The 26,329-nt window shown below is 68.9% G+C and carries 28 protein-coding genes, 1 pseudogene and 1 CRISPR repeat array; of the genes and pseudogenes, 16 read left to right on the forward strand and 13 right to left on the reverse strand.

What is annotated here, in order from left to right:
- The first annotated feature begins 6 nt into the window (after nt 1–6).
- From cas7c to ASF43_RS32210, 5 genes and pseudogenes are all read left to right on the forward strand, one after another.
- Entirely contained in the window at nt 7–867 is an 861-nt protein-coding gene (cas7c, locus tag ASF43_RS08615; protein ID WP_056179065.1) for a type I-C CRISPR-associated protein Cas7/Csd2, read from the forward strand.
- An 11-nt stretch (nt 868–878) separates the two neighbouring features.
- The gene (gene cas4 / locus ASF43_RS08620) at nt 879–1,520 is read left to right on the forward strand and encodes a CRISPR-associated protein Cas4 (RefSeq protein WP_056179068.1); all 642 of its coding nucleotides are present in this window, start codon (nt 879–881) and stop codon (nt 1,518–1,520) included.
- Nucleotides 1,521–1,541: 21 nt separating this feature from the next.
- The gene (gene cas1c / locus ASF43_RS08625; protein WP_056179071.1) at nt 1,542–2,588 is read left to right on the forward strand and encodes a type I-C CRISPR-associated endonuclease Cas1c; all 1,047 of its coding nucleotides are present in this window, start codon (nt 1,542–1,544) and stop codon (nt 2,586–2,588) included.
- Between the two features lie 30 nt (nt 2,589–2,618).
- On the forward strand, nt 2,619–2,909 hold the full coding sequence (cas2, locus tag ASF43_RS08630; RefSeq protein WP_056179288.1) for a CRISPR-associated endonuclease Cas2: 291 nt from the start codon (nt 2,619–2,621) through the stop codon (nt 2,907–2,909).
- A gap of 204 nt (nt 2,910–3,113) precedes the next feature.
- A CRISPR array of direct repeats spans nt 3,114–4,654; the repeat unit is 37 nt; unit sequence GCGTCGCCCGTCAGCGATGACGGGCGTGGATTGAAAC.
- 19 nt (nt 4,655–4,673) lie between these two features.
- Nucleotides 4,674–4,991: pseudogene (locus tag ASF43_RS32210) on the forward strand (HD domain-containing protein); the annotation flags it as partial.
- 97 nt (nt 4,992–5,088) lie between these two features.
- Here ASF43_RS32210 and ASF43_RS30550 read toward each other — a convergent pair.
- Nucleotides 5,089–5,253: a hypothetical protein gene (locus ASF43_RS30550; protein ID WP_156373226.1), complete on the reverse strand. Its 165-nt coding sequence runs from the start codon at nt 5,251–5,253 to the stop codon at nt 5,089–5,091.
- Nucleotides 5,254–5,669: 416 nt separating this feature from the next.
- On the opposite strand from ASF43_RS30550, the gene ASF43_RS08635 reads away from it, so the two are divergent.
- Complete coding sequence (locus ASF43_RS08635) at nt 5,670–5,903, forward strand: DUF2789 domain-containing protein (RefSeq protein ID WP_056179073.1); 234 nt, start codon at nt 5,670–5,672, stop codon at nt 5,901–5,903.
- Between the two features lie 4 nt (nt 5,904–5,907).
- Here ASF43_RS08635 and ASF43_RS32020 read toward each other — a convergent pair whose 3' ends face one another.
- On the reverse strand, nt 5,908–6,030 hold the full coding sequence (locus ASF43_RS32020) for a hypothetical protein (RefSeq protein ID WP_255358101.1): 123 nt from the start codon (nt 6,028–6,030) through the stop codon (nt 5,908–5,910).
- Between the two features lie 30 nt (nt 6,031–6,060).
- On the opposite strand from ASF43_RS32020, the gene cynS reads away from it, so the two are divergent.
- Together cynS and ASF43_RS08645 are read left to right on the forward strand one after the other, a co-directional pair.
- Complete coding sequence (cynS, locus tag ASF43_RS08640) at nt 6,061–6,504, forward strand: cyanase (RefSeq protein WP_056179076.1); 444 nt, start codon at nt 6,061–6,063, stop codon at nt 6,502–6,504.
- A gap of 327 nt (nt 6,505–6,831) precedes the next feature.
- Nucleotides 6,832–7,173 carry a hypothetical protein gene (locus ASF43_RS08645; protein WP_082497719.1) on the forward strand — a complete coding sequence of 114 codons (342 nt, stop codon included), beginning with the start codon at nt 6,832–6,834 and terminating at the stop codon, nt 7,171–7,173.
- Between the two features lie 186 nt (nt 7,174–7,359).
- Here the strand turns inward: ASF43_RS08645 and ASF43_RS08650 are convergent, their stop codons facing one another.
- Complete coding sequence (locus ASF43_RS08650) at nt 7,360–8,127, reverse strand: class II aldolase/adducin family protein (protein ID WP_056179081.1); 768 nt, start codon at nt 8,125–8,127, stop codon at nt 7,360–7,362.
- A 91-nt stretch (nt 8,128–8,218) separates the two neighbouring features.
- A complete protein-coding gene (locus ASF43_RS08655) occupies nt 8,219–8,863 on the reverse strand; it encodes an FMN-dependent NADH-azoreductase (protein ID WP_056179084.1) in 645 nt (214 codons plus the stop codon).
- A 111-nt stretch (nt 8,864–8,974) separates the two neighbouring features.
- Between ASF43_RS08655 and ASF43_RS08660 the strand changes: the two genes are divergently transcribed.
- On the forward strand, nt 8,975–9,868 hold the full coding sequence (locus ASF43_RS08660) for a LysR family transcriptional regulator (protein ID WP_056179087.1): 894 nt from the start codon (nt 8,975–8,977) through the stop codon (nt 9,866–9,868).
- 6 nt (nt 9,869–9,874) lie between these two features.
- Here ASF43_RS08660 and ASF43_RS08665 read toward each other — a convergent pair whose 3' ends face one another.
- The gene (locus ASF43_RS08665) at nt 9,875–10,846 is read right to left on the reverse strand and encodes a tripartite tricarboxylate transporter substrate binding protein (RefSeq protein ID WP_082497720.1); all 972 of its coding nucleotides are present in this window, start codon (nt 10,844–10,846) and stop codon (nt 9,875–9,877) included.
- A gap of 3 nt (nt 10,847–10,849) precedes the next feature.
- Nucleotides 10,850–11,662, reverse strand: a complete 813-nt coding sequence (locus ASF43_RS08670) for a TauD/TfdA family dioxygenase (protein WP_056179095.1) — start codon at nt 11,660–11,662, stop codon at nt 10,850–10,852.
- A 138-nt stretch (nt 11,663–11,800) separates the two neighbouring features.
- Between ASF43_RS08670 and ASF43_RS08675 the strand changes: the two genes are divergently transcribed.
- From ASF43_RS08675 to ASF43_RS08695, 5 genes are all read left to right on the forward strand, one after another.
- Nucleotides 11,801–12,580, forward strand: a complete 780-nt coding sequence (locus tag ASF43_RS08675) for an IclR family transcriptional regulator (RefSeq protein ID WP_162241789.1) — start codon at nt 11,801–11,803, stop codon at nt 12,578–12,580.
- Between the two features lie 135 nt (nt 12,581–12,715).
- Nucleotides 12,716–13,726 carry a sulfate ABC transporter substrate-binding protein gene (locus ASF43_RS08680; RefSeq protein WP_056179101.1) on the forward strand — a complete coding sequence of 337 codons (1,011 nt, stop codon included), beginning with the start codon at nt 12,716–12,718 and terminating at the stop codon, nt 13,724–13,726.
- A gap of 3 nt (nt 13,727–13,729) precedes the next feature.
- A complete protein-coding gene (cysT, locus tag ASF43_RS08685; protein ID WP_056179104.1) occupies nt 13,730–14,608 on the forward strand; it encodes a sulfate ABC transporter permease subunit CysT in 879 nt (292 codons plus the stop codon).
- On the forward strand, nt 14,608–15,507 hold the full coding sequence (gene cysW / locus ASF43_RS08690; RefSeq protein WP_056179106.1) for a sulfate ABC transporter permease subunit CysW: 900 nt from the start codon (nt 14,608–14,610) through the stop codon (nt 15,505–15,507). The genes cysT and cysW overlap by 1 nt, the downstream gene beginning before the upstream one ends.
- Nucleotides 15,508–15,517: 10 nt before the next feature.
- The gene (locus ASF43_RS08695) at nt 15,518–16,600 is read left to right on the forward strand and encodes a sulfate/molybdate ABC transporter ATP-binding protein (protein ID WP_056179109.1); all 1,083 of its coding nucleotides are present in this window, start codon (nt 15,518–15,520) and stop codon (nt 16,598–16,600) included.
- A gap of 24 nt (nt 16,601–16,624) precedes the next feature.
- On the opposite strand, the gene ASF43_RS08700 is transcribed toward ASF43_RS08695, so the two are convergent.
- The 3 genes from ASF43_RS08700 to ASF43_RS08710 all read right to left on the reverse strand — a co-directional run bounded on the left by ASF43_RS08700 (nt 16,625) and on the right by ASF43_RS08710 (nt 19,749).
- Nucleotides 16,625–17,362 (reverse strand): OmpW family protein, encoded by a 738-nt coding sequence (locus tag ASF43_RS08700; RefSeq protein WP_056179112.1) that lies wholly within the window; start codon nt 17,360–17,362, stop codon nt 16,625–16,627.
- Nucleotides 17,363–17,487: 125 nt separating this feature from the next.
- Nucleotides 17,488–18,513, reverse strand: a complete 1,026-nt coding sequence (locus ASF43_RS08705; RefSeq protein ID WP_082497724.1) for a sulfate ABC transporter substrate-binding protein — start codon at nt 18,511–18,513, stop codon at nt 17,488–17,490.
- A gap of 129 nt (nt 18,514–18,642) precedes the next feature.
- On the reverse strand, nt 18,643–19,749 hold the full coding sequence (locus tag ASF43_RS08710) for an HDOD domain-containing protein (protein ID WP_056179115.1): 1,107 nt from the start codon (nt 19,747–19,749) through the stop codon (nt 18,643–18,645).
- A gap of 111 nt (nt 19,750–19,860) precedes the next feature.
- Between ASF43_RS08710 and ASF43_RS08715 the strand changes: the two genes are divergently transcribed.
- A complete protein-coding gene (locus ASF43_RS08715) occupies nt 19,861–20,751 on the forward strand; it encodes a PPK2 family polyphosphate kinase (protein WP_082497725.1) in 891 nt (296 codons plus the stop codon).
- 17 nt (nt 20,752–20,768) lie between these two features.
- Nucleotides 20,769–22,178 (forward strand): MFS transporter, encoded by a 1,410-nt coding sequence (locus ASF43_RS08720; protein WP_056179121.1) that lies wholly within the window; start codon nt 20,769–20,771, stop codon nt 22,176–22,178.
- A gap of 8 nt (nt 22,179–22,186) precedes the next feature.
- On the opposite strand, the gene ASF43_RS08725 is transcribed toward ASF43_RS08720, so the two are convergent.
- The 4 genes from ASF43_RS08725 to ASF43_RS08740 all read right to left on the reverse strand — a co-directional run bounded on the left by ASF43_RS08725 (nt 22,187) and on the right by ASF43_RS08740 (nt 26,301).
- Nucleotides 22,187–22,867: a Crp/Fnr family transcriptional regulator gene (locus tag ASF43_RS08725; RefSeq protein WP_056179124.1), complete on the reverse strand. Its 681-nt coding sequence runs from the start codon at nt 22,865–22,867 to the stop codon at nt 22,187–22,189.
- 68 nt (nt 22,868–22,935) lie between these two features.
- Nucleotides 22,936–24,513 (reverse strand): tannase/feruloyl esterase family alpha/beta hydrolase, encoded by a 1,578-nt coding sequence (locus ASF43_RS08730; RefSeq protein WP_056179127.1) that lies wholly within the window; start codon nt 24,511–24,513, stop codon nt 22,936–22,938.
- A 118-nt stretch (nt 24,514–24,631) separates the two neighbouring features.
- Nucleotides 24,632–25,663, reverse strand: a complete 1,032-nt coding sequence (locus ASF43_RS08735; protein ID WP_156373227.1) for a hypothetical protein — start codon at nt 25,661–25,663, stop codon at nt 24,632–24,634.
- Nucleotides 25,660–26,301 (reverse strand): sigma-70 family RNA polymerase sigma factor, encoded by a 642-nt coding sequence (locus ASF43_RS08740; protein WP_056179133.1) that lies wholly within the window; start codon nt 26,299–26,301, stop codon nt 25,660–25,662. Before ASF43_RS08740 ends, ASF43_RS08735 begins: the two co-directional genes overlap by 4 nt.
- Nucleotides 26,302–26,329 lie beyond the last annotated feature (28 nt).

Below are 26,329 nucleotides of genomic sequence, written 5' to 3' on the forward strand. Positions count from 1 at the left end.
TTCGAAATGACCACTCTGCAGAACAAGATCGACTTCGCCTTTGTGATCCGCGTGAAGAACGCCAACCCGAATGGCGATCCGCTGAACGGCAACCGGCCGCGCACCGACTACGGCGGCCATGGCGAGATCACCGATGTCTGCCTCAAGCGCAAGCTGCGCGACAGGCTGCAGGAAGCCGGGTACGGCATCTTCGTGCAGTCCGACGACCGCAAGATCGATGAAGAAACCAGCCTGCGCAACCGCGCCGAATCGGCCAAGAACGGGCTGGGCAAGGAGCGCTTCAAGAAAGGTGTGAACAAGGACGAAACGGCCCGCCTGGCCTGTGCCAAGTGGTTTGATGTGCGAGCTTTCGGCCAGGTCTTCGCCTTCGGCAAGGACGGCGATGCCGCTGGCGTGTCGATCCCCGTGCGCGGGCCGCTGACCATCCAGTCCGCTTTCAGCAAGCAGCCCGTCAGCGTGACCAGCACGCAGATCACCAAGAGCGTCAACAGCGAAGGTGACGGCAGCAAGCGCGGCGCCGACACGATGGGTATGAAACATCGGGTCGATCAAGGCATCTACGAGTGCTACGGCAGCATCAACCCGCAGCTGGCCGAACGCACCGGTTTCAACGACGAGGATGCGTCTGTCATCAAGAGCCTGCTGCCGCGGTTGTTCGAGAACGATGCATCGTCAGCGCGACCTGAAGGGTCGATGCAGGTGCTGAAGGTGGTGTGGTGGAAGCATGGGAGCAAAGCGGGGCAGCACTCGTCGGGCCGCGTACACGACTCCCTCCGCAACTTGCTGCGGGACGATGGAACCTTCGATGCCGAAGCCTTGAAAGCCGCGTTGCCCGGGATTGAGCCCGAGGTGATCGACGGGTTCTGAGCGGACCGCATGTGGACACCGCCGACCCCATCCCCTTGTCCGCGCTGCAGCACTGGGCCTACTGCCCCCGCCAGTGCGCGCTGATCCACCTGGAGCAGGCCTTCGACGACAACATCCACACGCTGCGTGGCGATGCCGTGCATGCACGCGTGGACCAGCCTGGTGTCGAGACGGCCAAGGGCGTGCGCGTGGCGCGTGCGCTGCCCGTCTGGCACGACGCACTGGGCCTGATCGGCAAGGCCGACGTGGTGGAATTCGCGCCGACCGGCGCGCCTTATCCCGTCGAGTACAAGCATGGGAGCCGCCACAAGGCCGCGGGCATCGCGGCCTGCGACGACCTGCAATTGGCGGCGCAGGCCATGTGCCTGGAGGCCATGACGGGGCAGGCGGTGCCGGAAGGGGCGCTGTACTACGCCAGCTCGAAGCGTTGCCGCGTGGTCGCGATCGACGACGGCTTGCGAGGGGCCGTAGCGCAAGCTGCTGCGGCTGTGCGGGCGATGCTGGCATCGGAGGTTTTGCCAGCGCCCCTGATCGGCGCCGATGCCGCGCAGCGCTGCAAGGGCTGTTCGCTGAAGGACCGTTGCCAACCAGAGACCGCCACGTCGTCCGCGCTGGACGCGGTGCGTGCACATCTGTTCGACCCCGACGGCTGAACCTGCGGCCAACTCGCCACCATGCAACTGCTCAACACCCTGTACGTCACGACGCCCGAGAGTTATCTGCGGCTGGACAACGACACCCTGCGCGTGCAAGTGGACGATGAGACGCGGCTGCGCGTGCCCCTGCACCACCTGCAGGCCGTGGTGTGCTTTGGACGCATTGGCCTTTCTGTGCCCTTGATGCACCGCCTGGCCGACGAAGCCATCACCTTGGTGCTGCTGGAGGACAGTGGCCGCTTCAAGGCCAGGCTGGAAGGCCGTGTGTCGGGCAACGTGCTGCTGCGCAGGGCGCAGCACGCGCGCTCGATGGCGAGCGATTTCAGCCTGGCGTTCGCACGCGCCTGCGTCGCGGGCAAGGTCAAGAATGCGCGCCAGGTCTTGCTGCGTGGCGCGCGCGAAGCCAAGACCGATGACGACGTGGCCGGGCTGACGCGTGGCGCGCTGGACCTGGCCGCGACACTGCGCGCCTTGCCTGGCGCCGCCGATCTGGATGCCTTGCGCGGCCTGGAGGGCGAGGCTGCGCGCCAGTACTTCGCGCGCCTGCCCTTGCTGGTGCGCACCGAACTGCGCGGTGATTTTTCGATGGACGGGCGCACCCGCCGGCCGCCGCGCGATCGCTTCAACGCCTTGCTGTCGTTTCTGTATTCGATGTGGATGAACGATTGCCGCAGTGCGCTGGAGGCTGCGGGGCTGGACCCGCAGGTTGGCTTCCTGCATGTGCTGCGGCCCGGTCGCGCGGCGCTGGCGTTGGACTTGATGGAGGAGTTCCGCCCGTTCGCGGACCGGCTGGCGCTGACGCTGGTCAACCGCGGCCAGATCGATGCGGGCGGGTTCGATCTGCGTGAAGGCGGTGGGGTGTCGCTGCGTGCTGAGGCGCGCAAGGCTGTGGTCGTCGCATTCCAGGAGCGCAAGCAGGAGGCCATCCAGCATCCGCTGCTGGCGCAGGCCGTGCCGCTGGGGCTGGTGCCGTTGGTGCAGGCGCGCTTGATGGCGCGCGGGATCCGTGGGGAACGCGATGCGGCCGGGCAGGAGGCTGGGTATGTGCCCTTCATCGTGCGGTAGTCCGGCGGCGCGTGCGCGAGGGTGTGCCGCATGCTGATCATCGTGTGCTACGACGTGAGCACGGAGACCAAGGCCGGCCGCCGCCGGTTGCGCCGCGTGGCCAAGGTGTGCGAGAGCACCGGTCAGCGCGTGCAGAAGTCCGTATTTGAATGCCAGGTGACGCTTGCCGAATTCGAGGAGCTTGAGCGGCGCTTGCTGGCCGAGGTGAATCTGGAGGAAGACTGCCTGCGTCTCTACCGCCTGCCAGATTCACGTGGCGCGGAAGTGCGCGAGTACGGCCGCTTCAAGGCGGTCGACTTCGAAGGGCCGCTGGTGCTTTGACGCCTGGCCTCGCAGCTAACATTGCTGCGCGAACCCCAAGTGACGGCTCGTTCGCCAGAGAGGTTCGCGCTTCCCGCAAGCTGTTGTTTCCCTATGGTTTTTCTGTGTCACATGTGGCGCGGGCGCTTTGTACTTGCAGCGGTGCAGAGGGTTCGCGCGAAATGGCCGGATTCTGCTGGCAGGGGAATGACTTGCGCGCGAGGAGCGTCGCCCGTCAGCGATGACGGGCGTGGATTGAAACAATGAGCAGGCGGCCGCGGCGCGCAACAGTGGAGGCGTCGCCCGTCAGCGATGACGGGCGTGGATTGAAACTAGGCTGCCGGTCCCATCACCCGCTGCTCTCGTGCGTCGCCCGTCAGCGATGACGGGCGTGGATTGAAACAATGAGGCCAGCGAAGCGCACGCACGGCTGGTTGCGCGTCGCCTGTCAGCGATGACGGGCGTGGATTGAAACGGTCTTCGACCGTCTCGTCGGGCACAGCCTCGCCCGCGTCGCCCGTCAGCGATGACGGGCGTGGATTGAAACGGACCACGTGGGGAAAGAGGCCTACACCCTGTTCTTGGCGTCGCCCGTCAGCGATGACGGGCGTGGATTGAAACTTGGCGTTGAGCGCGAACCCAAGTATTTCGACAGCGTCGCCCGTCAGCGATGACGGGCGTGGATTGAAACGCCATTGCGCTGCTTGTCGCAGATCAGGAATGCAGCGTCGCCCGTCAGCGATAACGGGCGTGGATGAAACCTGGATGCGAACACGGCTCATGGCTTGTCTCCTTGGGCGTCGCCCGTCAGCGATGACGGGCGTGGATTGAAACCGCATAGCCGGCACCGGCCACGACCTTGGCAGCAAGCGTCGCCCGTCAGCGATGACGGGCGTGGATTGAAACCATGCACATCGATAGCCGGCGAGCGTTATTACGGCGTCGCCCGTCAGCGATGACGGGCGTGGATTGAAACATCTTCGAAGCCGAAACGCACCTCGATGCTCTTGTGCGTCGCCCGTCAGCGATGACGGGCGTGGATTGAAACTTTCCGCAGGCCAAGGCGCTCAACTACTCGATCGACGCGTCGCCCGTCAGCGATGACGGGCGTGGATTGAAACCACCAAATCGTGGGCTTGTCGCGGCCCGCGCTGTCGCGTCGCCCGTCAGCGATGACGGGCGTGGATTGAAACAAGTCCAAGATGGGCGAGAAGTGGGACTACCTGGCCGCGTCGCCCGTCAGCGATGACGGGCGTGGATTGAAACAAGCAGTGGGGCGAGCACAGCCTGCATGAGGTGCGCGTCGCCCGCCAGCGATGACGGGCGTGGATTGAAACAAGGTCGGCGACGCAGTCCGCTTCCTGCAGGACAGCGTCGCCCGTCAGCGATGACGGGCGTGGATTGAAACGCACGACGCCCGCTATCTCGCCGTCCTTGGCGGTGCGTCGCCCGTCAGCGATGACGGGCGTGGATTGAAACTAGCTACATGGTCCGGTCTGGGCCATGTGACGAGCGCGTCGCCCGTCAGCGATGACGGGCGTGGATTGAAACGCTACAACTACTCGCTCCATGGGCGGCAGGAAACTTGCGTCGCCCGTCAGCGATGACGGGCGTGGATTGAAACCACGAGACCGGCGTGCCTGTTCGTATGGGCGAGAGCGTCGCCCGTCAGCGATAACGGACGTGGATTGAAACAGAGCCGCTGCGCCGTCTAGGGCAAGCACTGGCAGCGTCGCCGGTCAGTGATGACGCGCGTGGATTGAAAGCGACAGGAGCACGTCGAGTCCGATCTGCGCGTGCGTCAGCGCACATCTCGGCTACCACTTCCTCTCTGAAGAAGTGAATCTTTACCGTCCCGCGGGTGAGCCGCAGGCGTGGGCCGGTGCCAGCCAAAAAGTGCTGCAGACCCACTGGCGGCTCATGGCGCCGCAGGGTACGCCACTACAGGAGGGGGTGGAGCTTCCGATGGTGAACTGGTTTGCTGGGCTAACGAGTACCGCCGACCGGATCGCTTCCAACCCAGACTGGTTCGCGCCAGGTGAGCGACATGACCATCTGCGGTCCCACTACACAGACGCACTGCGTCTGGCAGGCGGGCTCTAGCATCACATTAGTTGGAGCCGAGCGCACACCTTGCCGGCATCTCCAGCCGATACCGATGCGCAGAGCCGCCAGCCACGGGCGGCCCCCGGTGGTGGTGTCAGGCCTCGTTGAGCAGTGCCTTGATCGCCTGCGCCTCCTCGGCCGCATCGCGGGTGCTCCACAGGGCCAGCAGGTACCACGGCAAGGCCAGGGCGCCGACGAAGAGACCCGCCAGCACAACCAATGCCAGGGCGCTCAGGAAGTACAGGGCAAAGGCGAACATGGGCGGGCATTTTAGGTTCCGCGTGCCTCTTGGCCCTCGCGCGCGCCACTGCATCAGCTCCGCTGCTGCAGGCCAGCGTTCCCCTCGTGCGTGGGGATGAACCAATAGGGCTGACCGGGTTTGCAAATCGGCGTGACGCGTGCCCCGCGACCGTGGGATGAACCGGGCAAAAGCCAGAAAAGCGCGACCGTGCCGGGCCGGCTCCACGAGGGCGTGAACTTGGCCAATGGAACCTGCCTGCTTTACGTGGGCGCCGGCGTTGTCCATCCATGACGGGCATGGAACGAAATCGGCGCCGCACCCGGCAACGCTCACACGCCGCGCCATCCCGTCCCCTATTCGCTCCCCACTCCTACACCCCCCACCCGCGTCCGGCCCCACCATCGAGCCATCCATCACACCCAGGAGGTACCCCCATGGACCTGTCCAACCACACCATGCACGATCTCTTCGACCAGCTGGGTTTGCCCAGCGATGAAACCTCGGTGCAGAAGTTCATCGCGCGGCACCGGCCGTTGCCGCAGGGGCAGCAGTTGGCCGACGCACCGTTCTGGACGCCGGCGCAGGCCCAGTTCCTGCGCGAGCAGCTGAGCGGCGATGCCGATTGGGCCGAGGTGGTCGACCAGCTGAACGTGAGCCTGCACGCCTGATGTGCTAGCCGGGCGGCGCGTCGCGCCGCTGCTCCGGCGGCGCTGCATCCAGCGGCCGCCCATGGCACACGCGTTGCATGCGTTCGGCGATGGCGGCCGGTGCGCGTTCGCGCAGGGGCCGCGCCATCCGATCCACGCCTGCACACGGAGCCCCTCCATGAACCGTCTCGACGTCACCGAAAAGATCATCTCCACCAAGGTCGCCCAGGGCATCCAGTGGGCCGATGTGGCCCGCAAGGTCGGCCAGTCCAAGGAATGGACCACGGCGCTGTGCCTGGGGCAGATGACGGCGACGGCGGAGCAGGCCGGCACCGTTGGCGAGATCTTCGGGCTGTCGGCCGAGGAGCGCAAATGGCTGCAGGTGGTGCCGTTCAAGGGCTCGCTGGCCGCGCCCGTGCCCACCGATCCATTGATCTACCGCTGGTATGAGATCGTCAGCGTCTACGGCACGACGATCAAGGAGCTGATCCACGAGGAGTTCGGCGACGGGATCATGAGCGCGATCGATCTCTCCATGGACATCCAGCGCCAGCCCGACCCCAAAGGCGACCGCGTGAACGTGCTGCTGTCAGGCAAATTCCTGCCGTACAAGACCTACTGAACCACGGTGAAACGTCGCGCGAAAGCGACGAAATTTCGCGCGAGGCCCTCTATATGACAAATAACCGCCCAGGTTGTGGCGTATTCTGGTGCGCTCAACGGGCACGTCAACGCGTTTGCGCGGGCCGCCGTTGAGTCCATCGCACATGCAGCCTTTGCTTCGTCTTCGAGGCATCGGGTGCTTGGAGCGAACGCGGTGCCGCTGCGTCGCCATTGCTGCTGCCCAGGCAGCGGGGGCGCGGAACAGCGGCATCTGTCTGGAACTTGAACCGCTGAGGCCCACGGCCTGGTTTATTCGTCCTTCGTTACATATAGAAAGTCACAACAAATGAAGAAACTGATTCTTTTGGCTGGTGTAGTGGTTGCCCAAGCGTTCGCGGTCAGCGCGTTCGCCCAAGGCGAAGTGGGTGCCGTCAAGAAGCCGGCACCGGTCACCAAGGCGACGCCTGAAGAAAAGGCCGCCGGCAAGGCCCACCGCAAGGCCGAAGGCACTGCGGCGATCAAGGAGCAGCCTCCTGGCGAAGTGGGCGCCGTGCCCGCCACGACCTCCAAGTCGAACATGAGCAAGGAAGACAAGGCTGCGGCCCGCGCGGCCCGCAAGTCCGAGACGGCTGCTGCCAACAAGGCCGGCACGTTGCCCAAGTCCGGCGAAGTCGGCCCCACCAAGTAAGCACCGGGCCCAGGCGGGCAGCCATCTGCCCCGCCACCACGAGAAAGCAAGCCTCGCGGCTTGCTTTTTTCTTGGGCGCTGCACACGCTCAGGCGGGTAAGTCCATCGATGCCGACACCGCGCGCCAGGAGAGCTGGCCGCCGGCAGCGCGCGCTGGAAGAGGCGCCGCAGGGCGCGGCGGCGTGGCTATTCTTTGTAGCCCGGGTCCAGGCGGTCCAGCTTGCGCAGCAGCGAGGGCCAGACGAACTTGCCGCCCATGCCGCCGGTCTGCACGCGCGAGGCATGGCCCACGCCCTCGACGATGGCGGGATTGACCTGCACCAACTCGCCGCCGCCGGACTGCGCGGCGATCTGGATCTGGCAGGTGGTCTCGAAGATGTACATCGACAGGAAGGCATCCGGAATGCTGGGGCCCACCGTCAGCAGGCCGTGGTTGCGCAGCATCAAAAAGTTGGCATCGCCGATGTCGGCCTGCAGCCTCGCCTTCTCGTCGTCGCGGATCGCCACGCCCTCGTAGCCGTGGTAGGCCAGCGAGGCCAGCACGAAGGTGGACTGCTGGCTGATCGGCAGCACGCCGCCCTGTTGCGCGCTGACGGCGATGCCCGCGCGCGTGTGGGTGTGCAGCACGCATTGCGCGTCCTCGCGCGCGGCATGGATCGCGCTGTGGATCACGAAGCCGGCCGGGTTCACGGGGTAGGGCGAGTCGATCAGCTTGTTGCAGGCCTGGTCCACCTTCACGAGGCTGGACGCGGTGATCTCGTCGAACATCAGCCCGTACGGGTTGATGAGGAAGTGGTGCTCCGGCCCCGGGATGCGCGCGCTGATGTGCGTGAAGACGAGGTCGCTCCAGCCGTACAGCGCCACCAGGCGGTAGCAGGCCGCCAGGTCCACGCGCAGCTGCCACTCCTCGGCGCTGACGAGTTTCTGGATTTCGGATGCGGTGGTGGCGTTCATCGGGGTCTCCGGCGGTTGTGGTGCCAGGACTGTACGGCGCACGCGGCCGTGCCGCGTGCCCGCGAGCGGACAGGCCCCGATGGCCCGTGGGTCAGGCGGGCTGCGCTTCGGCCGGCTGCGGCGCCACGAGTGCGGCGGCGATGTCGGCCGCGCCCTGGCGCAGGGCCGTCTCGCGCGCCTGCGGCCCCATGGCCACGCCCTCGGCGCGCACGAAGCGCACGTCGGTGATGCCGAAGAAGCCAAACACCGTCTGCAGGTAGCTTTCCTGGTGCTCCAGCGCGCGGCCCTGCTCGCTGGTGGAATACACGCCGCCGCGGCCCGACACCACGATCACCGTCTTGCCCGCGGCCAGGCCCTCGGGGCCGTTGGCGGTGTAGCGGAACGCGCGGCCCGGCACGGCCAGGCGGTCGATCCAGGCCTTGAGCTGGCTGGGGATGGAGAAGTTGTACAGCGGCGCGCCGACCACGATCACGTCGCTGGCCAGGAACTGCTCCAGGTAGCGCTCGGTCACGGCGTTCTCACGCTGTTGTGCCTCGGTCAGCGCAGCATCGGCCAGGCCGAGCTTGAAGCCCAGCGCGTCTGCGCCGAAGTGCGCCGGTGCTTCGGCGGCCAGGTCCAGGTACTGCACCTGGGTACCGGGATGGGCGGCGCGCCAGGCCTGGACCGTGCTGGCCGTCAATTGGCGCGTGATGGAGGCGTCGCCCAGGACGCTGGAATCGATGTGGAGCAGTTGCATGGCAGGCCTTTGAGAGGGTGAAAAACGATGGATTGATTGTGGCAGCCATCACATTGACCGATAAGACGGCAAAATTGCGCCGCATCGTCCTGCCAGCGAGACAATCCAACCATGCAAGACCTCAACGACATGCTGTATTTCGCCGAAGTGGCCGAGCGCGGCAGCTTTGCCGAGGCCGGCCGTGTGCTGGGCCTGCCCAAGTCGCGGCTGTCGCGCCGCGTGGCCGAGCTGGAGGAGCGCCTGGGCGTGCGCCTGCTGCACCGCAGCACGCGCAAGCTGTCGCTCACCGAGGTCGGCACGCTGTACCTGCGCCACTGCATGGCCATGCGCAGCGAGGCCGTGGCCGCTGGCGAGGTGGTGCAGCGCCTGTCGGCCGCGCCCCGCGGCACGGTGCGCGTGACCTGCCCGGTCACGCTGGCGCAGTCGGTGGTGGGCGAGCTGGTGCCGCGCTTTTTGCTGGCGCACCCGCAGGTGCGCGTGGAGATGGAGGTCAGCAACCGCGTGGTCGACCCGGTGGAGGAGGGCGTGGACGTGGCGCTGCGCGTGCGCATGACGCTGCAGGACAGCGCCAGCCTGGTCGTCAAGCGCCTGGGCATGTCGCAGACGCTGCTGGTGGCCAGCCCCGCGCAGCTCGCGCGCCAGGGCACGCCCACGCAGCCGGCCGACCTGGCGCTGCTGGACACGGTCGCCATGTCGGCCAACGACGGCCGCGCGCCGGTCACGCTGTACGGCCCGGGCGGCGCCGAGTTCATCTGGCAGCGCCAGCCGCGCTATGTGGCAGACGACATGGAAACGCTGCTGCGCGCCACGCTGCTGGGCGTGGGCGCGGCCATGCTGCCCGACTACATGTGCCGCGACGCGCTGGCAGCCGGCACGCTGGTGCCGCTGGTGCACGGCTGGGCGCCGCCGACCGGCATCGTGCATGCGGTGTTCCCCTCGCGCCGCGGGCTGGTGCCGGCGGTGCGGGCGTTCCTGGACCACCTGGGCAGCGCGCAGTTCTACTGAGCGCCGTCAGATGCGGATGTTGTTGAGCTCGATGAGGCGCCGCCAGTACTGGTCCAGCGCCTTGACGGACGCCAGGAAGGTCGCGCCGCGCTCGCGGCCGGGCGCCATCATGTTGGCCTCCAGGAATTGCTGGTAGCCCGCGCCCTGCATGGCGGTGGTGAGCTCGCTGCCCAGCAGCTCGGCCACGTCCGCCGGCACGCTGGCCGGCGCGAAGAAGCCGAACCAGCCGATCACGTCGAATCCCTCCATGCCGGCCTGCTGCAAGGTCGGCACTTCGGCCATGCCCGGCACGCGCCGCACGCCGTTCACGGCCAGCAGCCGGATCTTGCCCTGGCTGGCCAGCTTGGCCAGCAGCACCGGCGTGCCCAGCGTCCATTGCACGCGGTTGGCCATGAGGTCGATCACCATGCCGGCGTCGCCCTGGTAGGGCACGTGCACCGAGTCCAGGCCGTAGCGGCGCTTGAGTTCCTCGCCGATCACATGGGCCGAGCTGCCCAGGCCCGAACTGGCATAGCTGGTGCTGCCGGGGTGGGCGCGCAGGTAGCGGATGAATTCGTCGACCGTGCGCACCTCGAGCGCCGCCGGCACGGCCAGCGCCACCGGCACTTCGCAGGCGGCGGCCAGCGGCGTGAAGTCGCGCAGCGCGCTGTAGCCGGCGTCGGTGCGCAGCAGTGGCTGCTGCACGAGCGAGGTGTTGGTCAGCAGGATCGTGTAGCCGTCGTGTGGCGCCGCCAGCACGGCACGCGTGGCCAGCAGGGTGCTGCCACCGGGCTTGTTGTCCACGATGACCGGCTGGCCCAGCCGCGCGCCCAGGTCGCGCGCCACGGCCCTGGCGATCGCGTCGCCCGTGCCGCCGGCCGGAAAGGGCACGACGATGCGCACCACGCGGTCGGGGTATCGGGCGGCGCGGGCCCATGGGCCGGTCAGCAGGGCACCGCTGGCGGCGGCGAGTTGCACCATCGCGTGGCGACGTTTCATGGGTCAAGTCTCCTCACAATAAATCGGTGGCAGCCCGGCGAGCGAGATGCCCAGCACCTCGCGCGCCCGGCCAGCGGCCCAGGTGCCGCGGTCGTGCACGGTGGCGCGGTTGTCCCAGACGTAGACATCGCCAGGGCGAAAGCGGCTCTCGAACCGCGGCGCGTGGTGCAGCACGTGCTGCCATAGCGCCTGCAGCAGTGACCGGCTCTGGTCATCGTCCAGGCCGTCGATCGGGCAGTCGTCGCGCACGGGCAGGAACAGGTGCAGCCGGCCGCTGGCCGGGTGGCGCTGCACCAGCGGATGCGGCTGGCCTTGCGCGCGCAGCGCGCGTGGCGTGGGCGCACGCAGGGCGGCCGACGTGGCCAGCACCTGGGTGCGGTCGTGCTGGTGCACCGCGCGCAGGCCGCGCAACCTGGCTTGCAGCGCGGGCGGCAGGCTGGCCAGCGCCGCCGCGGTGTCGAACCAGACGCCGGCCGGCGCCGGCGATGGAACGTCGACCATCTGGAGCAGGATGTGCGCAGGCGGCACGGCGCTGTCGGCCTGGTCGTGGTGGAAGATCTGGGCCACGTCCAGCGCCGGTGGATGGTCGGCGGGCGCGCCGAAGATGCTGATGCCGGCAAAGCCGTCCAGGGCCAGCCCCGGCTCGGCCGGCAGCGGCGTGCCCAGGCCCAGCGCACATTGCCAGAGCTGCGCCGGCGTCCAGTACGCGCTGCGCAGCACGACCACGCCGTGCCGCGCCAGCAGGCCGGCCATGGCGCTGGCCCCGGGGACTTGCGGGCCGCCGACGGTGCCGGCCGCCACTTCGATTCCGAACATCGGCTCCGCTCCGTGGTGGTGAGGCCGCGGATTGTGGGCGCCCCCATGCACGCAGCGGCGTAGCATGCGGATATGCGAACAAGATGTGTGACGGTGCGCTCGCGGGCCCTGCTGCCGCGGCGCGGAAACCTGGGGCCCATGTCGGTCGCGCGCGTGCTGGGCATCGTGCAGGCGGTGTCGGGCGGCCTGGCGCCACTGTCGCTCTCGGCGCTGAGCCGCTTGCTGCAGATCCCCAAGTCCAGCCTGCTCACGCTGCTGACCGAGATGGAGCAACTCGGCCTGGTGCGCCGCGACGAGGACGGGCAATACCACCAGGGTGGGCAGGCGAGCCGGCTCGGCCTGCAACTGGTGTCGCCGCATTCGCTGGCGGCCCTGGTGCGCCGTGCACTCGCCGGCCTGGGCCAGCAGCTGGGCATGACGGCCACCTTCGCCCGCCTGGACAGCAGCACGCATGCGCTGATCTACAGCGACCGCTGGGAGATCCCCGACCCGGTGCGCTTCGCCGTGACGCTGGGCCAGCCGCTGGACCTGCACTGCCGCTCGGCCGGCAAGCTGCTGCTGGCCCACGAGCCGCTGGCCAGCCTGCCGCAGTGGCTGGGGCCGGAGCCCTACCGTGCCATGACGGCGGGTACCAAGACCCGCCTGCGCCAGCTGGTGCCCGAGCTGCAGGCCATCGCGGCCGCGGGCATCGCCTGGTCGCACGGCGAGAGCTTTCCCGGCGTGGGCAGCTGCAACGTGGCGGTGCATGGGGCCGACCAGCAGGTGCTGGCGGCGCTTGGCATCGAGGCGCCGTTGGGCCGTCTCGGCGAAACGGCCGCCGCCGACGTGGCGGACGTGCTGCGCGCTGCAGCGCAGGCGCTGTCGCGCGACATGCGCGCCTTCGGCATCACGCGCCTCACGCTGGCCCAGCACCTCTGAGCCGCGCGGGGACAGCGCGACAGCAGCCGTTACCAACGGTTGCTTATACGGATTTCAATGGAAGTAAACAAGAAAACAGTTGTTTGTGCATAACGACGGTTTCCTGACAATGCGCCCTCTGCTCAGGGACCTGTCATGACTTCTTTCTTCTCCGGCCGCACGGCCCGCTCCGCTCTGGCCGCCGCTTTGCTGGCCGCCGCCACCGCCGCGTCGGCCCAGACCACGCTGCTCAACGCGTCCTACGACGTGGCGCGCGAGTTCTACAAGGACATCAACGCCGCCTTCGTGCCGGCCTACAAGAAAGCCACCGGCAAGGACATCAAGATCGACCAGGCCCACGGCGGCTCCAGCGCCCAGGCGCGCGCCGTCAACGACGGGCTGGACGCCGACGTGGTGACCTTCAACACCACCACCGACATCGACTTTTTGGCCTCCACCGGGGTCGTGGCCAAGGACTGGGCCAAGCGCTTCCCCAATGACGCATCGCCCACCAGCTCGACGATGCTGTTCCTGGTGCGCAACGGCAACCCCAAGGGCATCAAGGACTGGGACGACCTGGTCAAGCCCGGCGTGCAGGTCATCGTGGTCAACCCCAAGACCGGCGGCAACGGCCGCTACGCCTACCTGGCGGCCTGGGGCTATGTGCGCGCCAACGGTGGCACCGACGCGCAGGCGGCCGAGTTCGTGAGCAAGCTCTACAAGAACGTGCCCGTGCTGGGCAAGGGCGGCCGCGACGCGACCAGCATCTTCCTGCAGCGCAACACCGGTGACGTGCTGATCACGTTCGAGTCCGAAGTCATCTCGGTGGACCGCGAATTCGGCAAGGGCAAGGTCGATGCCGTGCACCCGTCCGTCAGCATCGTGGCCGAGAACCCGGTCGCCATCGTCGAGCGCACGGTGGCCAAGAAGGGCTCGGGCGAAGCCGCCAAGGCCTACCTGGACTTCCTGTACAGCGAGCCCGCGCAGGAGATCGCGGCCCAGCATGCGCTGCGCCCGCGTTCGCAGGCCGTGCTCAAGAAGCACGCAGACCTGTTCAAGCCGATCAAGCTGTTCACGGTGAACCAGTACTTCGGCTCGCTGGCTGAAGCGCAGAAGGTGCACTTCAACGACGGCGGCCAGTTCGACAAGCTCTACACCGTCAAGTAACCCATGAGTGCGGCAAGCATCGCCGCCCCGGTGCCAGGCCTGGCACCCGGGCGGCGCCGTGGCAGCAAACGCGTGCTGCCCGGCTTCAACATCACGCTGGGCTACACGGTCCTCTACCTGAGCCTGATCGTGCTGATCCCGCTGTCGGCACTGGTGTTCAAGACCTTCACGCTGAGCTGGGACCAGTTCTGGGCCGCCATCAGCTCGCCACGTGTGATGGCGTCCTACCGGCTCACCTTCGGCGCCTCGTTCATCGCGGCCGTCGTCAACACCGTGTTCGGCCTGCTCGTGGCCTGGGTGCTGGTGCGCTACGAATTCCCGGGCAAGAAGATCGTGGACGCGCTGGTCGATTTGCCGTTCGCACTGCCCACCGCCGTGGCCGGCATCTCGCTCACCGCGCTCCTGGCCGGCAACGGCTGGGTCGGCCAGTACCTGGAGCCCCTGGGCATCAAGCTCGCATTCACGCCCAACGGCGTGGTCATCGCGCTGATCTTCATCGGCCTGCCCTTCGTGGTGCGCACCGTGCAGCCTGTGCTGGAAGACAACGAGAAGGAACTCGAGGAAGCCGCGATGTGCCTGGGCGCCACGCGCCTGCAGACCTTCACCAAGGTGATCTTCCCCGCCATCGCGCCGGCCCTGCTCACGGGCTTTGCCATGGCCTTCGCGCGGGCCGTGGGCGAGTACGGCTCGGTCATCTTCATCGCCGGCAACATGCCCATGGTCTCCGAAATCACGCCGCTCATCATCATCGGCAAGCTGGAGCAGTACGACTACGCCGGTGCCACCGCCGTGGCCGTGGTCATGCTGGTCATCTCCTTCGTCCTGCTGCTGGTCATCAACGGCCTGCAATCGTGGCAGCGCAAGCGCTCCGGGGGAACGTGATGGCTGGCAGCAACCTCACGCACAAGCGCATCCGCACCACCGAGGCACCCTGGGTGCGCTACACGCTGCTGGGCATCGCGCTGGTGTTTCTGTTCCTGTTCCTGGTGCTGCCGCTGGCGGCGGTGTTCACCGAGGCGCTGCGCAAGGGCCTGGGCGCCTACCTGGAAGCCTTGCAGGAGCCCGACGCCTGGTCCGCCATCCGCCTCACGCTGATCACGGCTGCGATCACGGTGCCGCTGAACCTGGTGTTCGGCATCTGCGCAGCCTGGTGCATTGCCAAGTACGAGTTCCGCGGCAAGGCCTTTCTGACGACGCTGGTCGACCTGCCGTTCTCGGTGTCGCCCGTCGTGGCCGGCCTGATCTACGTGCTGATGTTCGGTGCCCACGGCTGGTTCGGCCCCTGGCTGGCCGCGCACGACATCAAGATCATCTTCGCCATCCCCGGCATCGTGCTGGCCACCGTGTTCGTGACCTTCCCGTTCATCGCGCGCGAGCTGATCCCGCTGATGCAGGCGCAGGGCAACGAAGAAGAGCAGGCCGCCATCGTGCTGGGCGCCAGCGGCTGGCAGACCTTCTGGTACGTGACGCTGCCCAACATCAAGTGGGGCCTGATCTACGGCGTGATCCTGTGCAATGCGCGGGCCATGGGCGAGTTCGGCGCGGTGTCGGTGGTCTCGGGCCACATCCGCGGCCAGACCAACACCATGCCGCTGCACGTGGAGATCCTCTACAACGAATACCAGTCCGTGGCCGCCTTCGCCGTGGCCTCGCTGCTGGCGCTGCTGGCCCTGGTCACGCTGGTGATCAAGAGCTGGGTCGAATGGCGCCACGAGCGCGAGATGAAGGCCGCGGCCGACACGCCGCCCGAACGCCCGCCGGCCCTGGCCAAGGCCGCCTGAAAGAACACTTATGAGCATCGAAATCCGCAACGTCAGCAAGCAGTTCGGCGACTTCCGCGCGCTCGACAACGTCAGCCTGGACATCGAGTCCGGCGAGCTCGTCGCGCTGCTGGGCCCCTCGGGCTGTGGCAAGACCACGCTCTTGCGCATCATCGCGGGGCTGGAGAGCGGCGACGCCGGCAACATCCTGTTCGCGGGCGAGGACACGACCGACGTGCACGTGCGCGAGCGCCAGGTCGGCTTCGTGTTCCAGCACTACGCGCTGTTCCGCCACATGACCGTGTTCGAGAACGTGGCCTTCGGCCTGCGCATGAAGCCGCGCGCCACGCGGCCGAGCGACGCGCAGATCAAGCAGAAGGTGCACGACCTGCTGGGCCTGGTGCAGCTGGACTGGCTGGCCGACCGCTTCCCCTCGCAGCTCTCGGGTGGCCAGCGCCAGCGCATCGCGCTGGCCCGCGCGCTGGCGGTGGAGCCCAAGGTGCTGTTGCTCGACGAGCCTTTCGGCGCGCTGGACGCCAAGGTGCGCAAGGAGCTGCGCCGCTGGCTGCGCCGCCTGCACGACGACCTGCACGTGACCAGCATCTTCGTGACGCACGACCAGGAGGAGGCACTCGAAGTGGCCGACCGCGTGGTGGTCATGAACAAGGGCCGGATCGAGCAGATCGGCACGCCGCAGCAGGTCTGGGACCACCCGGCCAGCCCCTTCGTCTACGGCTTCCTGGGCGACGTGAACCTGTTCCATGGCCGCGCGCACGAGGGCGCGCTGCACGGCGAGGGCTTCAGCATCGCCGCGCCCGAGCACCATGGCGCGCAGGACGCCAAGGGCTTCGCCTACGTGCGCCCGCACGACCTGGAGGTGGAGCGCTACTCGCCCGGCGCCACGGGCATCGTGGCGCAGCTGTCGCGCGCCATCGTGGTCGGGCCGGTCGCGCGGCTGGAGCTCACGCCGCAGCAGGGCGCGGCCTCCGACCAGATCATCGAGGCGCAGATGAGCTCGGCCGAGTTCGCCGCGCGTGGCTACCGCGAAGGCGAGACGCTGGTCGTCACGCCGCGGCGGGCCAAGGTGTTCGTGGACCACGGCGCGGGCGTGTGAGGCCGCGCCCGGCAGCGTAGGGCGTCAGAACTTCTTGGTGACGTAGACGAAGGGCACGAGCGGGTCCAGCCGCAAGCTGGTGCGCGACTCGGCGACCTTCTGGCCGCCGGCCGTCGTGGTCAGCACGGCCTGGGTCTTCATGCGCACATACGACAGCGAGGCCGTGAGCCCCAGCGTCTCGCTGAACGCATAGGTGAAGCCCGCCGCGAACACCGGGCCGAAGCGGCTGTCGATCTTGGCCGAGGTGCTCGATGCCCCTGGCGGCACGCCGATCGCAGCGCCCAGCGCGTTCTGCAGGCCATCGGTCAGGTGCACGCTGCCAAAGCGTGCGTAGGTGATGCCCAGGCCCACGCCCACACGCCACTTGTCGTTGGGCTGGCCGAAGAAATACTTGCCCAGCAGCGAGGGGCCGTACGGCCGCGCCGAGCCCAGCTGGCCGATGCCCTGCAGGCTGCCTTCGCCGCTGAGCTTCAGGCGCGGCGGATAGCCGAACACGCCCTCGACGGCCCAGTGGTCGGTCAGGAAGTAGTGCGCGTTGAGCCCCAGCGTGGTGGCGCTGTGCACGTCCGAGCCCGAACCCGGGATCTCGCGCTGCACCGGCTGCGTGAAGCGCAGCGGCGTGCTCTTGTCGTTCGGCGCATAGGTCAGGACTCCCGCGCCGAGCACGATGTCGCCGGCTTTCTGCGCCCAGGCCTGCCCGCAGGCCGCCGCGGCCAGGGCGGTGGCGATGCACAGCCGGGAACATCTGGTGGGAGCTTGCATGCGGGGCCTCCTCGCAGTCGATCGGGTCGCCAGCATAAGCACGCGGGGCGCGGGTGTCGACCGGGCGGTGCATGGCGCAACGAAAAAGGGGCCCGTGGCGCCCCTTGCCTTGCACGCTGGCTGGCTTACTTCTGGTAGATCTGGTCGAAGCTGCCACCGTCCGCGAAATGGTCCTTGTCGGCCTTGGCCCAGCCGCCGAAGGACTGGTCGATGGTGAACAGGTTCAGCTTGGGGAACTGCGCGGCGTACTTGGCCTTGGCCTTGTCCGACACCGCCGGACGGTAGAAGTGCTTGCCGGCGATGTCCTGGCCTTCCTCGGAGTACAGGAACTTGAGGTATTCCTCGGCCACGGCGCGCGTGCCCTTCTTGTCGACGTTCTTGTCGACCACGGCCACGGCGGGCTCGGCCAGGATGCTCAGCGAGGGGGCGACGATGTCGAACTTGGCGCCGAATTCCTTGTCGAGCAGATAGGCCTCGTTCTCCCAGGCGATCAGCACGTCGCCCTGGGCGCGCTGCGCGAAGGTGATGGTGGAGCCGCGCGCGCCCGTGTCCAGCACCGGCACGTTGGCGTACAGCTTGGCCACGAACTCCTTGGCCTTGGCATCGCTGCCGCCGTTCTTGCGCTTGGCGAATTCCCAGGCCGCCAGGTAGTTCCAGCGGGCGCCGCCCGAGGTCTTGGGGTTGGGCGTGATCACGCTGACGCCGGGCTTGACGAGGTCGTCCCAGTCCTTGATGCCCTTGGGGTTGCCCTTGCGCACGGCGAACACGATGGTCGAGGTGTAGGGCGAGGCGTTGTGCGGCAGGCGCTTTTGCCAGTCGGCGGCGAGCCAGCCGCCGTTCTTGAACAGCGCGTCCGTGTCGCCGGCCAGGGCCAGCGTGGCCACGTCGGCTTCCAGTCCGTCGATGATGGAGCGGGCCTGCTTGCCCGAGCCGCCGTGCGATTGCTTGATCGTCACGTCCTGCTTCGTCTTGGCCTTCCAGTAGGCGGCGAAGGCCTTGTTGAACTCCACGTAGAACTCGCGCGTGGGGTCGTACGAGACGTTGAGCAGCGTGACCGGGGCCGGCTGGGCCTGGGCCAGGGGCGCGACGCCGGCGGCCAGCGCCAGGACGGCGCCGCTGAGGGTGGTGATGACGTGGCGGCGGGTACGCATGGGGAAGCTTTCGGAAAGTGATCGAGACCCGGCGATTCTGAAAGCCGCACGCCCAAACGCGAACGATTGATTCCGATGGAACTTATGCCCGGCGCGTCTAAGGCGCTCGCCGCGCGCGCCTGGCGCGGCTCAGGCCTGGGCCTTGCGCGCCGCGGCGGCCTCGCGCAATTCCTGGCCGACCTGCTCCAGCATGGCTTGCGGCAGGTTGCGTCGCAGCGCGCGCAGGTCCTCGCCTTCGTCGTGCAGGGGCTCGTAGCGCGACAGGTCGGGCAGCTGCCCGCGCACCAGGCGTTCGGCCAGGCTGGCGCCCAGCGCGCACAACGCGGCGCGCGCGGCCGCAGCGCGCGCCGCGGCGGGCTCGGCCGCGAACAGGATGCGCGCGATGCCGCGGCTCTCGCCGACCATGCTGTCGGGCAGGCCCCAATCCTGCATCAGCAGAAGGCCGATCTCGCCGCTGGCCAGGCCAAGGCGCGCCTGCTCGGCCAGCGCGCGCGGCACCAGGCCGGCGGCCGATTCCACCGGGGCCGCGCCCTCGGCCTGGCGCTTGTGCAGCAGCAAGGCCGCGGCGAATCGGCCCAGGTAGGACAGCACCAGCTGCGTGGACAGTGCCGCCGCATCGGGCAATTGCAGGCGCTTGGCCATCTGCAGCACGAGCTCGCTGGCCACCATGCTGGTCTGGCCCAGGGTGTCGAACTCGGCGCGCAAGGCCTGGCCGTGCTGCTGGGCGAGCGTCTCGACCATCAGGTACTGCAGGCACAGGTTGCGCACGCTGTTCAGGCCCAGGAAGGTGATGGCCTGGCCCAGGCTGGTCACCGGCTTGCGCAGGCCGTACAGCGGCGAATTGACGGCGCCCATCACGCGCGCGGCGACCACGGGCTCGGTCATCACCAGCTCGGCCAGCTCGGTGGACGAGGCGCGCGTGCGGAACTCGGGCGACAGCAGCTGGTGCAGCGCGCGCGGCGGGCGCGGGATGTCGCGCAGCTGCGCGAGCAGAGCCTGCCGGGCCGGTGCGTCCAGGGTTTCGAGCAGGGTCAGGCGCGAGACGTCGAAGCGCAGGGCCTGCACCGGCTCGGCCACGGGGCCGGCCACCTGGGCCGTAGGCGGCGCGGCCCGCGGATGGGGCCGGGTGTTCTCGAACACGGGGCGCCGGGCACGCGCGGCCGGGCGGCTGCGGCGCATCCACCAGAACACAAGAACACCCAACAACACGACCAGCCCGATCAGCGCCGCCAACATGATTTCTTGTCTTTCTTGGTTCCGGCGCGTCTTGTCGACCCCCGCAAGACGACTGCCTTCGATAGATCACTGTAACCAATGAATGCAAAAATTGGCACATAGGCCGGCCAAATGCCGGAGGCTGCCCGGCCGTGGCCTTTGCGTTATCGTGTCCCGATGAAGACCGTACCACCCAAGACGCCGAGTGACCGGCAAGTGCAGGCGTTCCAGCACGCCAGCCCCAAGTCCAGGTTCAAGCTGGCCGGCATCGACCCGGCGGCCAAGCCGTTTTCCAGCGGCGACAAGGCCAGCGACAAGGCCGCGGTCGAGGCGCTGGCGGTCGAGCTGGACGGCCTGCAGAACCTGTTCTATGCCGATAAGCGCTTCAAGCTGCTGGTGGTGCTGCAGGGCATCGACACCAGCGGCAAGGACGGCACGCTGCGTGGCGTGTTCGGCCGCATGAGCCCGCTGGGCGTGCGCACGGTGGGCTGGAAGGCGCCCACCGAAGAGGAGAAGGCGCACGACGTGCTGTGGCGCATCCACCGCGAGGTGCCGCGCGCCGGCGACATCGTGGTGTTCAACCGCAGCCACTACGAAGACGTGCTGGTGCCCGTGGTGCACGGCTGGATCACACCGGAACAGCGCGCGCAGCGCTATGCCCACATCAACGACTTCGAGCGCATGCTGGCGGAGAGCGGCACCGTGGTCTGCAAGTTCATGCTGCACATCGGCAAGGACGAGCAGCGCGAGCGCCTGCAGGCGCGGCTGGACGACCCGGCCAAGCGCTGGAAATTCCAGCCCGAAGACCTGACCGTGCGCGCGCAGTGGGACGCCTACCAGGCCGCCTACCAGGACGCCATCGCCGCCACCGGCACGCCCTGGGCGCCGTGGACCATCGTGCCGGCCGATTCCAAGACGCACCGCAACCTGATGATCGCCACGCTGCTGCGCCGGACCCTGCAGGGCCTGAAGCTGGCCTACCCGGCGGGCGACCCGGCGCTGGTCGGCCAGAAGATCTCCTGAGCGGCACGCCCAGCCGCATGGACTGGACCCGCCTGCGCGCGCAGCTGGTGCCCGTGGTGGTCGCCTGCCCGCTGTTCCTGCAGAATCTGGACACGTCCGTCATGACCACGGCGCTGCCCAGCATGGCGCGCGCGCTGGCGGTGGAGCCGCTGCGGCTGAACCTGGCCATCACGGCCTACCTGCTGAGCCTGGCCGTCTTCCTGCCGCTGTCAGGCTGGTGCGCCGAGCGCTTCGGCGCGCGCCGCGTGTTCTGCTGCGCCATCGCGTTCTTCACCATGGGCTCGGCGCTGTGCGGGCTGGCCGACTCGCTCTACGAGCTGGTGCTCTACCGCATCGTGCAGGGCCTGGGCGGCGCCATGATGGTGCCGGTGGGCCGCTTGATCCTGCTGCGCAGCGTGCCGGCGGCGCTCATGGTGAGCGCCATGGTCTGGTTCACGGTGCCGCCCACCATCGGCCGCATGCTGGGGCCGGTGGTCGGCGGGGCCATCGTGAGCTTCACGTCCTGGCGCTGGATCTTCCTGATCAACGTGCCGTTCGGGCTGCTCGCCATTGCGCTGGCGCTGGTGTTCCTGGACAAGGAGAGCGGCCAGCGCGAGCCGCAGCCCTTCGATGCCGGCGGCTTCGTGCTGCTGGCCGTCGGCCTCACGGCGCTGCTGGGCGCGGTGGAGACGGCCGGCAAGGCGCTGGTGGCCGAGGGGATCGGCTGGCTGGCCGGCGCCGTCGGCGTGGCCGCGCTGGCGCTGTACGTGTGGCGCAGCCGGCGCATCGCGCATCCGCTGATCGACCTCACCATCCTGCGGCACCGCAGCTACCGCGCGTCCATCGTCGGCGGCACGCCTCTGCGCATCGCCATCGGCGCCTCGCCGTTCTTGCTGCCGCTGATGCTGCAGCTGGGCTTCGGGCTGTCGCCTCTGGAGTCGGGCCTGCTGACCGTGGCCACCGCCATCGGCTCGCTGGCCACGCGCGTGGTGATGACGCGCGTGATCCGCAACTTCGGCTTTCGCCAGCTGCTCACGGGCACGACGGTGCTGACCAGCCTGTGCTACGCCAGCTACAGCCTGTTCACGCCGGCCACGCCGCACCCGCTGATCTTCGCCACGCTGATGCTGGGCGGGCTCGTTAACTCCATGGGCATGGTGGCGCTGCAGACGCTGGGCTTTTCCGAGATCCCCAAGCCGCGCATGAGCCATGCGACGACGCTCAACAGCACGGCGCAGCAGCTGTCGCTGTCCATGGGCGTGCTGCTGGGCGCCAGCCTGGTGAGCCTGGCGGCCTGGTGGCATGGCGGCGATGCCGCGCACCTGGCGGCACGCGACTTCTCGCCGGCCTTTCTGTGCGTGGGCGCCGTCACCATGCTGTCGCTGCTGTGGTTCACGCGGCTGGACGCGGACGCCGGGGCCGAGCTGCGCGCGCCCGCGCCGCGCTGACGCCCGGGCTACGGGTAGCGCGCCAGCCCCTGCCGGTCCATCACCACCAGGTAGCCGTAGCCGCGCCGGATCAGGCCTGCGGCCTCGAGCTCGGTCAGCGCCGTGTTGACACGCTGGCGCGAGACGCCGACCAGCCAGCCCAGTTCCTCCTGGTTGATGCGCAGCGTGGCATCGGTGTTCGGATACAGCACGGGATGGAACAAGCCAGAGATGCCGCGTGCCACGCGCGCGGTGGGCTCCAGCATCCGGTCGAACTTCACCATCGCGATGAACTGCCCGAGCCGCTCGTTCAGGTGCGACAGCATGAAGTGGTTGAACGCGATGCTGCGCTCCAGCAGCCAGCCGAAGGTCTTGCGCGGCAGGTGCACGGTCACCGTGGGGCGCGTGGCCGCGATCTCGTACTTGCGATGCTCCGGCTTGAGCAGCGAGCCCTCGCCGACCCAGCCGCCGGGGGCCACGCCGGTGTACATGATCAGCTTGCCTTCGGGCGTCGTGTCCTGCACGCTCAGGAAGCCCTCCATCACGCCGATCCAGCTGTCCGCGATCTCGTCGCGCTGGCAGACATAGGAATGGGCGTCGTGGCAGCGCACGGTCAAGGCCTCGAAGGCCGTGTGGCGCTCGGCCTGCGTCAGCGCGCGCGGCCAGCTGCAGCGCTCGAAGAAGGCGGCGAGCTCTGCGGGCGTGGGCATTTGCCGCGGATGCTGGCGTGCCGGTGCCTCTGGCCCCGCAGGGCCGGGCATGGCACCGGCCGTGCCCGTCAAGGTGCCGTGCAGGTGTAGTTGCTGGCCAGCGCCGCCGCGGCGGCGTTGTTGGCCGGACCGGTGTAGCGCGGGTACTGCGGGTATTGGCACAGCGGGCGCGTGAACTGCGTCGCGCCGCCTGCGACCTTCGTGGCCGTGAGCGTGCCCGGCGCGGTGCCCTGGCTGGCCCAGGCGTCCAATGCACTGAGCAGGTCAGTGTCGTCGGCACCCGGCCCCCCGGAGCAATGGTTCACGCCCGGCGCGATGTAGTAGCGCGCAAAGCCGTCCATCGCGGCCTGGCCGCCCACCGCCGCGGTGGCGGCCTGGTAGTAGGCAGTGGTGGCCTTGTAGCTCAGCGCCGAATCATTCCCGCCGTGCCACAGGATGAGCTTGGCGCTGCTGTTCATGAGGGGCCGCAGGTCGGAGTTGGTGGCGTCGTTGAGGGCAGCCAGCGCGTACATGGCGTTGAGGTTGGAATCCCAGGTGTAGGCCAGCGAGTCCTGTGCCCGGTTGCGCGCCAGGTAGTTCTTGACCGTCGTGTCCTGGAACAGGTATTGCAGCGCGCCCTGCACGTTGCCCCCGGGGCCGCTGACCCAGGTCGCCCAGGCGCCGGGATCGTCCTCGTTGCCGGTGAGAGCCCAGCCGGTGTTGGTGTAGGCGCCGCCGGCCCAGGAGGCCGTGCCGGTCCACGACGCGACGGCCGCCAGCTGCGGGTCGGACAGGCAGGCGTTGCCCGTGTCGGCGCCGCCCGCGCAGCGCAGCACGGCCGGGTCGAAGGTGCAGGCCTGCGGGTTGGCCACCACGCCGTCGACGATGCCGTCGCCCGCGTCGCAGGCTGCGCGCACGGCCGCGGCCAGCGTGGCCACCTTGGCGGCGCTGAAGCTGCCGCCCGGCGCGGCCAGCGCCTTGGCCGTGCGGTTGAACTGGCCCATGAAGCCCACCCAGTTGTAGGCCGGTGCGCGCGCGATGATGCCGTCGAACAGATTCGGGTTGCGTTGCGCGGCCATGAGGCCTTCGCGGCCACCGTTGGAGCAGCCTTCGAAGTACGCCTTGTCGGGCAGCTTGCCGTAGGCGGCCTGCACCATCTCGCGGGCGGACGACAGCACGGTCGGCACCGACAGCGAGCCGAACAGGTTGGCCGCGTAGGTGTCGTTCAGCGCGAAGTCGGCCGACAGCACGTTGCCGGTGTGGCCGGAGTCGCTGGTGACCGTGGCATAGCCCATCTTGAGCGCGCTCAGGGGGGCGCCGGCCAGCGGGTTGATGGCGCCGTTGTAGCCGCCACCACCGGCGTAGTGCAGCTTGCCATTCCAGGCCTGTGGCAACCGCAGTTCCAGGTTCAGCTGCGGTGCGATGGTGGCGTTGACCTTGCAGTACAGCGGTACGGCACCGCTGGCCGCCACGGTGGCGGCCGTGGCCACCGTGGCGCCTGCCACGGTCTTGCCCGCCAGGGCGCCGCAGGCCTGCTCGGCCGTGGCCGATGCGCCGGCTGCGCCACCGTTGTCGTTGTCGTCGCTGCCGCCGCAGCCGATCAGGGCCGCTGCAGACAGCGCCGTGACCGTGAACCGAAAGACATGAAATCCCGCATGACGTCGCATGGTGTCTCCTCTCGTTGGTGTGGACTGGCCCGGCCAGTGTGGCACGCAGCGCGGTTTGACAATGTCTGCAGGCGAACAATTCGCACGCGAAAAAGCAGCGGGTTTTCCCGCGATCGCCTCACCGCGGCGCGAGCCCCTCGCGCACGCGCAGCGACAAGGCGGGCTCCACGCCCGCTGAGAAGGCACGCGGGCCTGCGGTGCCCGCGGGCGTCCAGCGCAGGCTGCGGCTGCCCAGCTCCAGCCGGCCCAGCGGCAGGCCGTTGCCTTGCAGCAGCACGATCTGCAGCAGCACGGGGTCGTCCGCCGGCACGCCCGTGGGGCCGGTGTCCAGCATCGCGGCGATGGCCTGCGTGATCTCGGCGGGCAGGCCGCTGCGGGGGCGCGCCGGCCCGGTGGCAGGCAGCACCTGCAGGGCCGCCCAGCCGTCCGTGGGCGCGGCGGCGGGGGCCATGCGCGAAGACCGCAGCTCGCGGCTCGGCGCGGGGCCGGTCGCGCGCGGCGCCGTGGCGGCACTGGGGGGCGCGGCGTCCGCGGTCATCTGGTCCTGCGCGACGGACGCGCTTTCCTCTTTGCGGCTGCGTTCCTGCGGCGCGGCCGGTGGCGGCTGCGGCGGCATGGCCTGCGGCAGCGCCAGTTCGGATGGCGCGCGGCGCGCGGGCGCAGGCGATGGAGGGCGGGGAACGGGCCGCGAAGGTTCCCGCGCCTCGGGCGGCACCGGCGCAGGACTGGCCGCGGGCACGGCCACGGAGGAGGGGGCGGGCGCGGGCGGCGTCAGCGGTGGGGCGGGTGCCTCGGCGGCCGGCGGCGGCGCAGCCATGGGCAGGTCGCGCGTGTGCGCGTCGGGCCGCGGGCCCGGCACTTCGCGGTCCCACCACAGGCCCACGACCACACCGGCCAGCAGCACGGAGGCCAAGGCAGCATTCCATGGCCGGCGCGTGCCCAGGAGCGACGCAGGCAGGCGTTTCCACCACGGCGCTGGCGGCGCCGCGGCAGGCGCTGCCGCGGTCGGCGCGGTGGCCTGGCGGGCCTGGCGCAGGATGGCCGCGCGCACGGCCGCGGGCGCGGCGGCCTGCGCATCGGGCGCATGCTCCAGCGCCTTGCGCAGCCGGGCATCGCGCAGGTGGGTCGGGTCGTTCGTGCGCGTCGTCACCATGGGGCTCCCGGTGGCGCCAGGTAGTGCTGCATGCAGCCGCGCAGCTTGGCCAGGGCGTAGCGCAAGCGGCTCTTGGCGGTCTCGAAGCCCAGGCCCAGGCGCTCGGCCAGGTCTTCGACGCTGCTGCCGTCTTCGTGGTGCAGCAGGAACACGGCGCGCTGGGCTGCGGGCAGCGCGTCCAGGCATTGCAGCAGCTGCCGGCCGGCGGCGCGCCAGTGGGCCAGGTCGTGCGTGGCAGGGTGGGCCAGGTCCAGCGCCCCCTGCAGCCATTCCAGAGGGTCGCTGTCCGTCTCGCCGGGCGGCGCCATGTCGTCCATGCTGTGTTCGCGCCCGCTCGTGCGCAGCCGGTCCATGGCCAGGTTGTGCGCGATGGTGAAGGCCCAGCTGCGCCAGGGCGCGCGCGTGGCGTCGAACGAGGCACGGGCCGCAATGATGCGCACCCAGGTGTCCTGGAACACCTCGTCCGCCTGCGCGGCCAGCTGTGTGCCGAGCAGCCGCCGCACGAAGCGCAGCAGCCCTGCCTCATGGCGCGCGTACAGCCGTTCGAACGCGGCGCCGTCGCCGCCGGCGTAGGCCTGCATCAAGGCCTCGTCGGGCATGTCGTCATGCATGTCGTCGGGGGTGCGCTGCGGCATCGATGGATTCTCACACCACGTTCTACGG

The sequence above is a fragment of the Pseudorhodoferax sp. Leaf267 genome, from assembly GCF_001422405.1.
Taxonomy (GTDB): Bacteria; Pseudomonadota; Gammaproteobacteria; order Burkholderiales; family Burkholderiaceae_C; genus Pseudorhodoferax.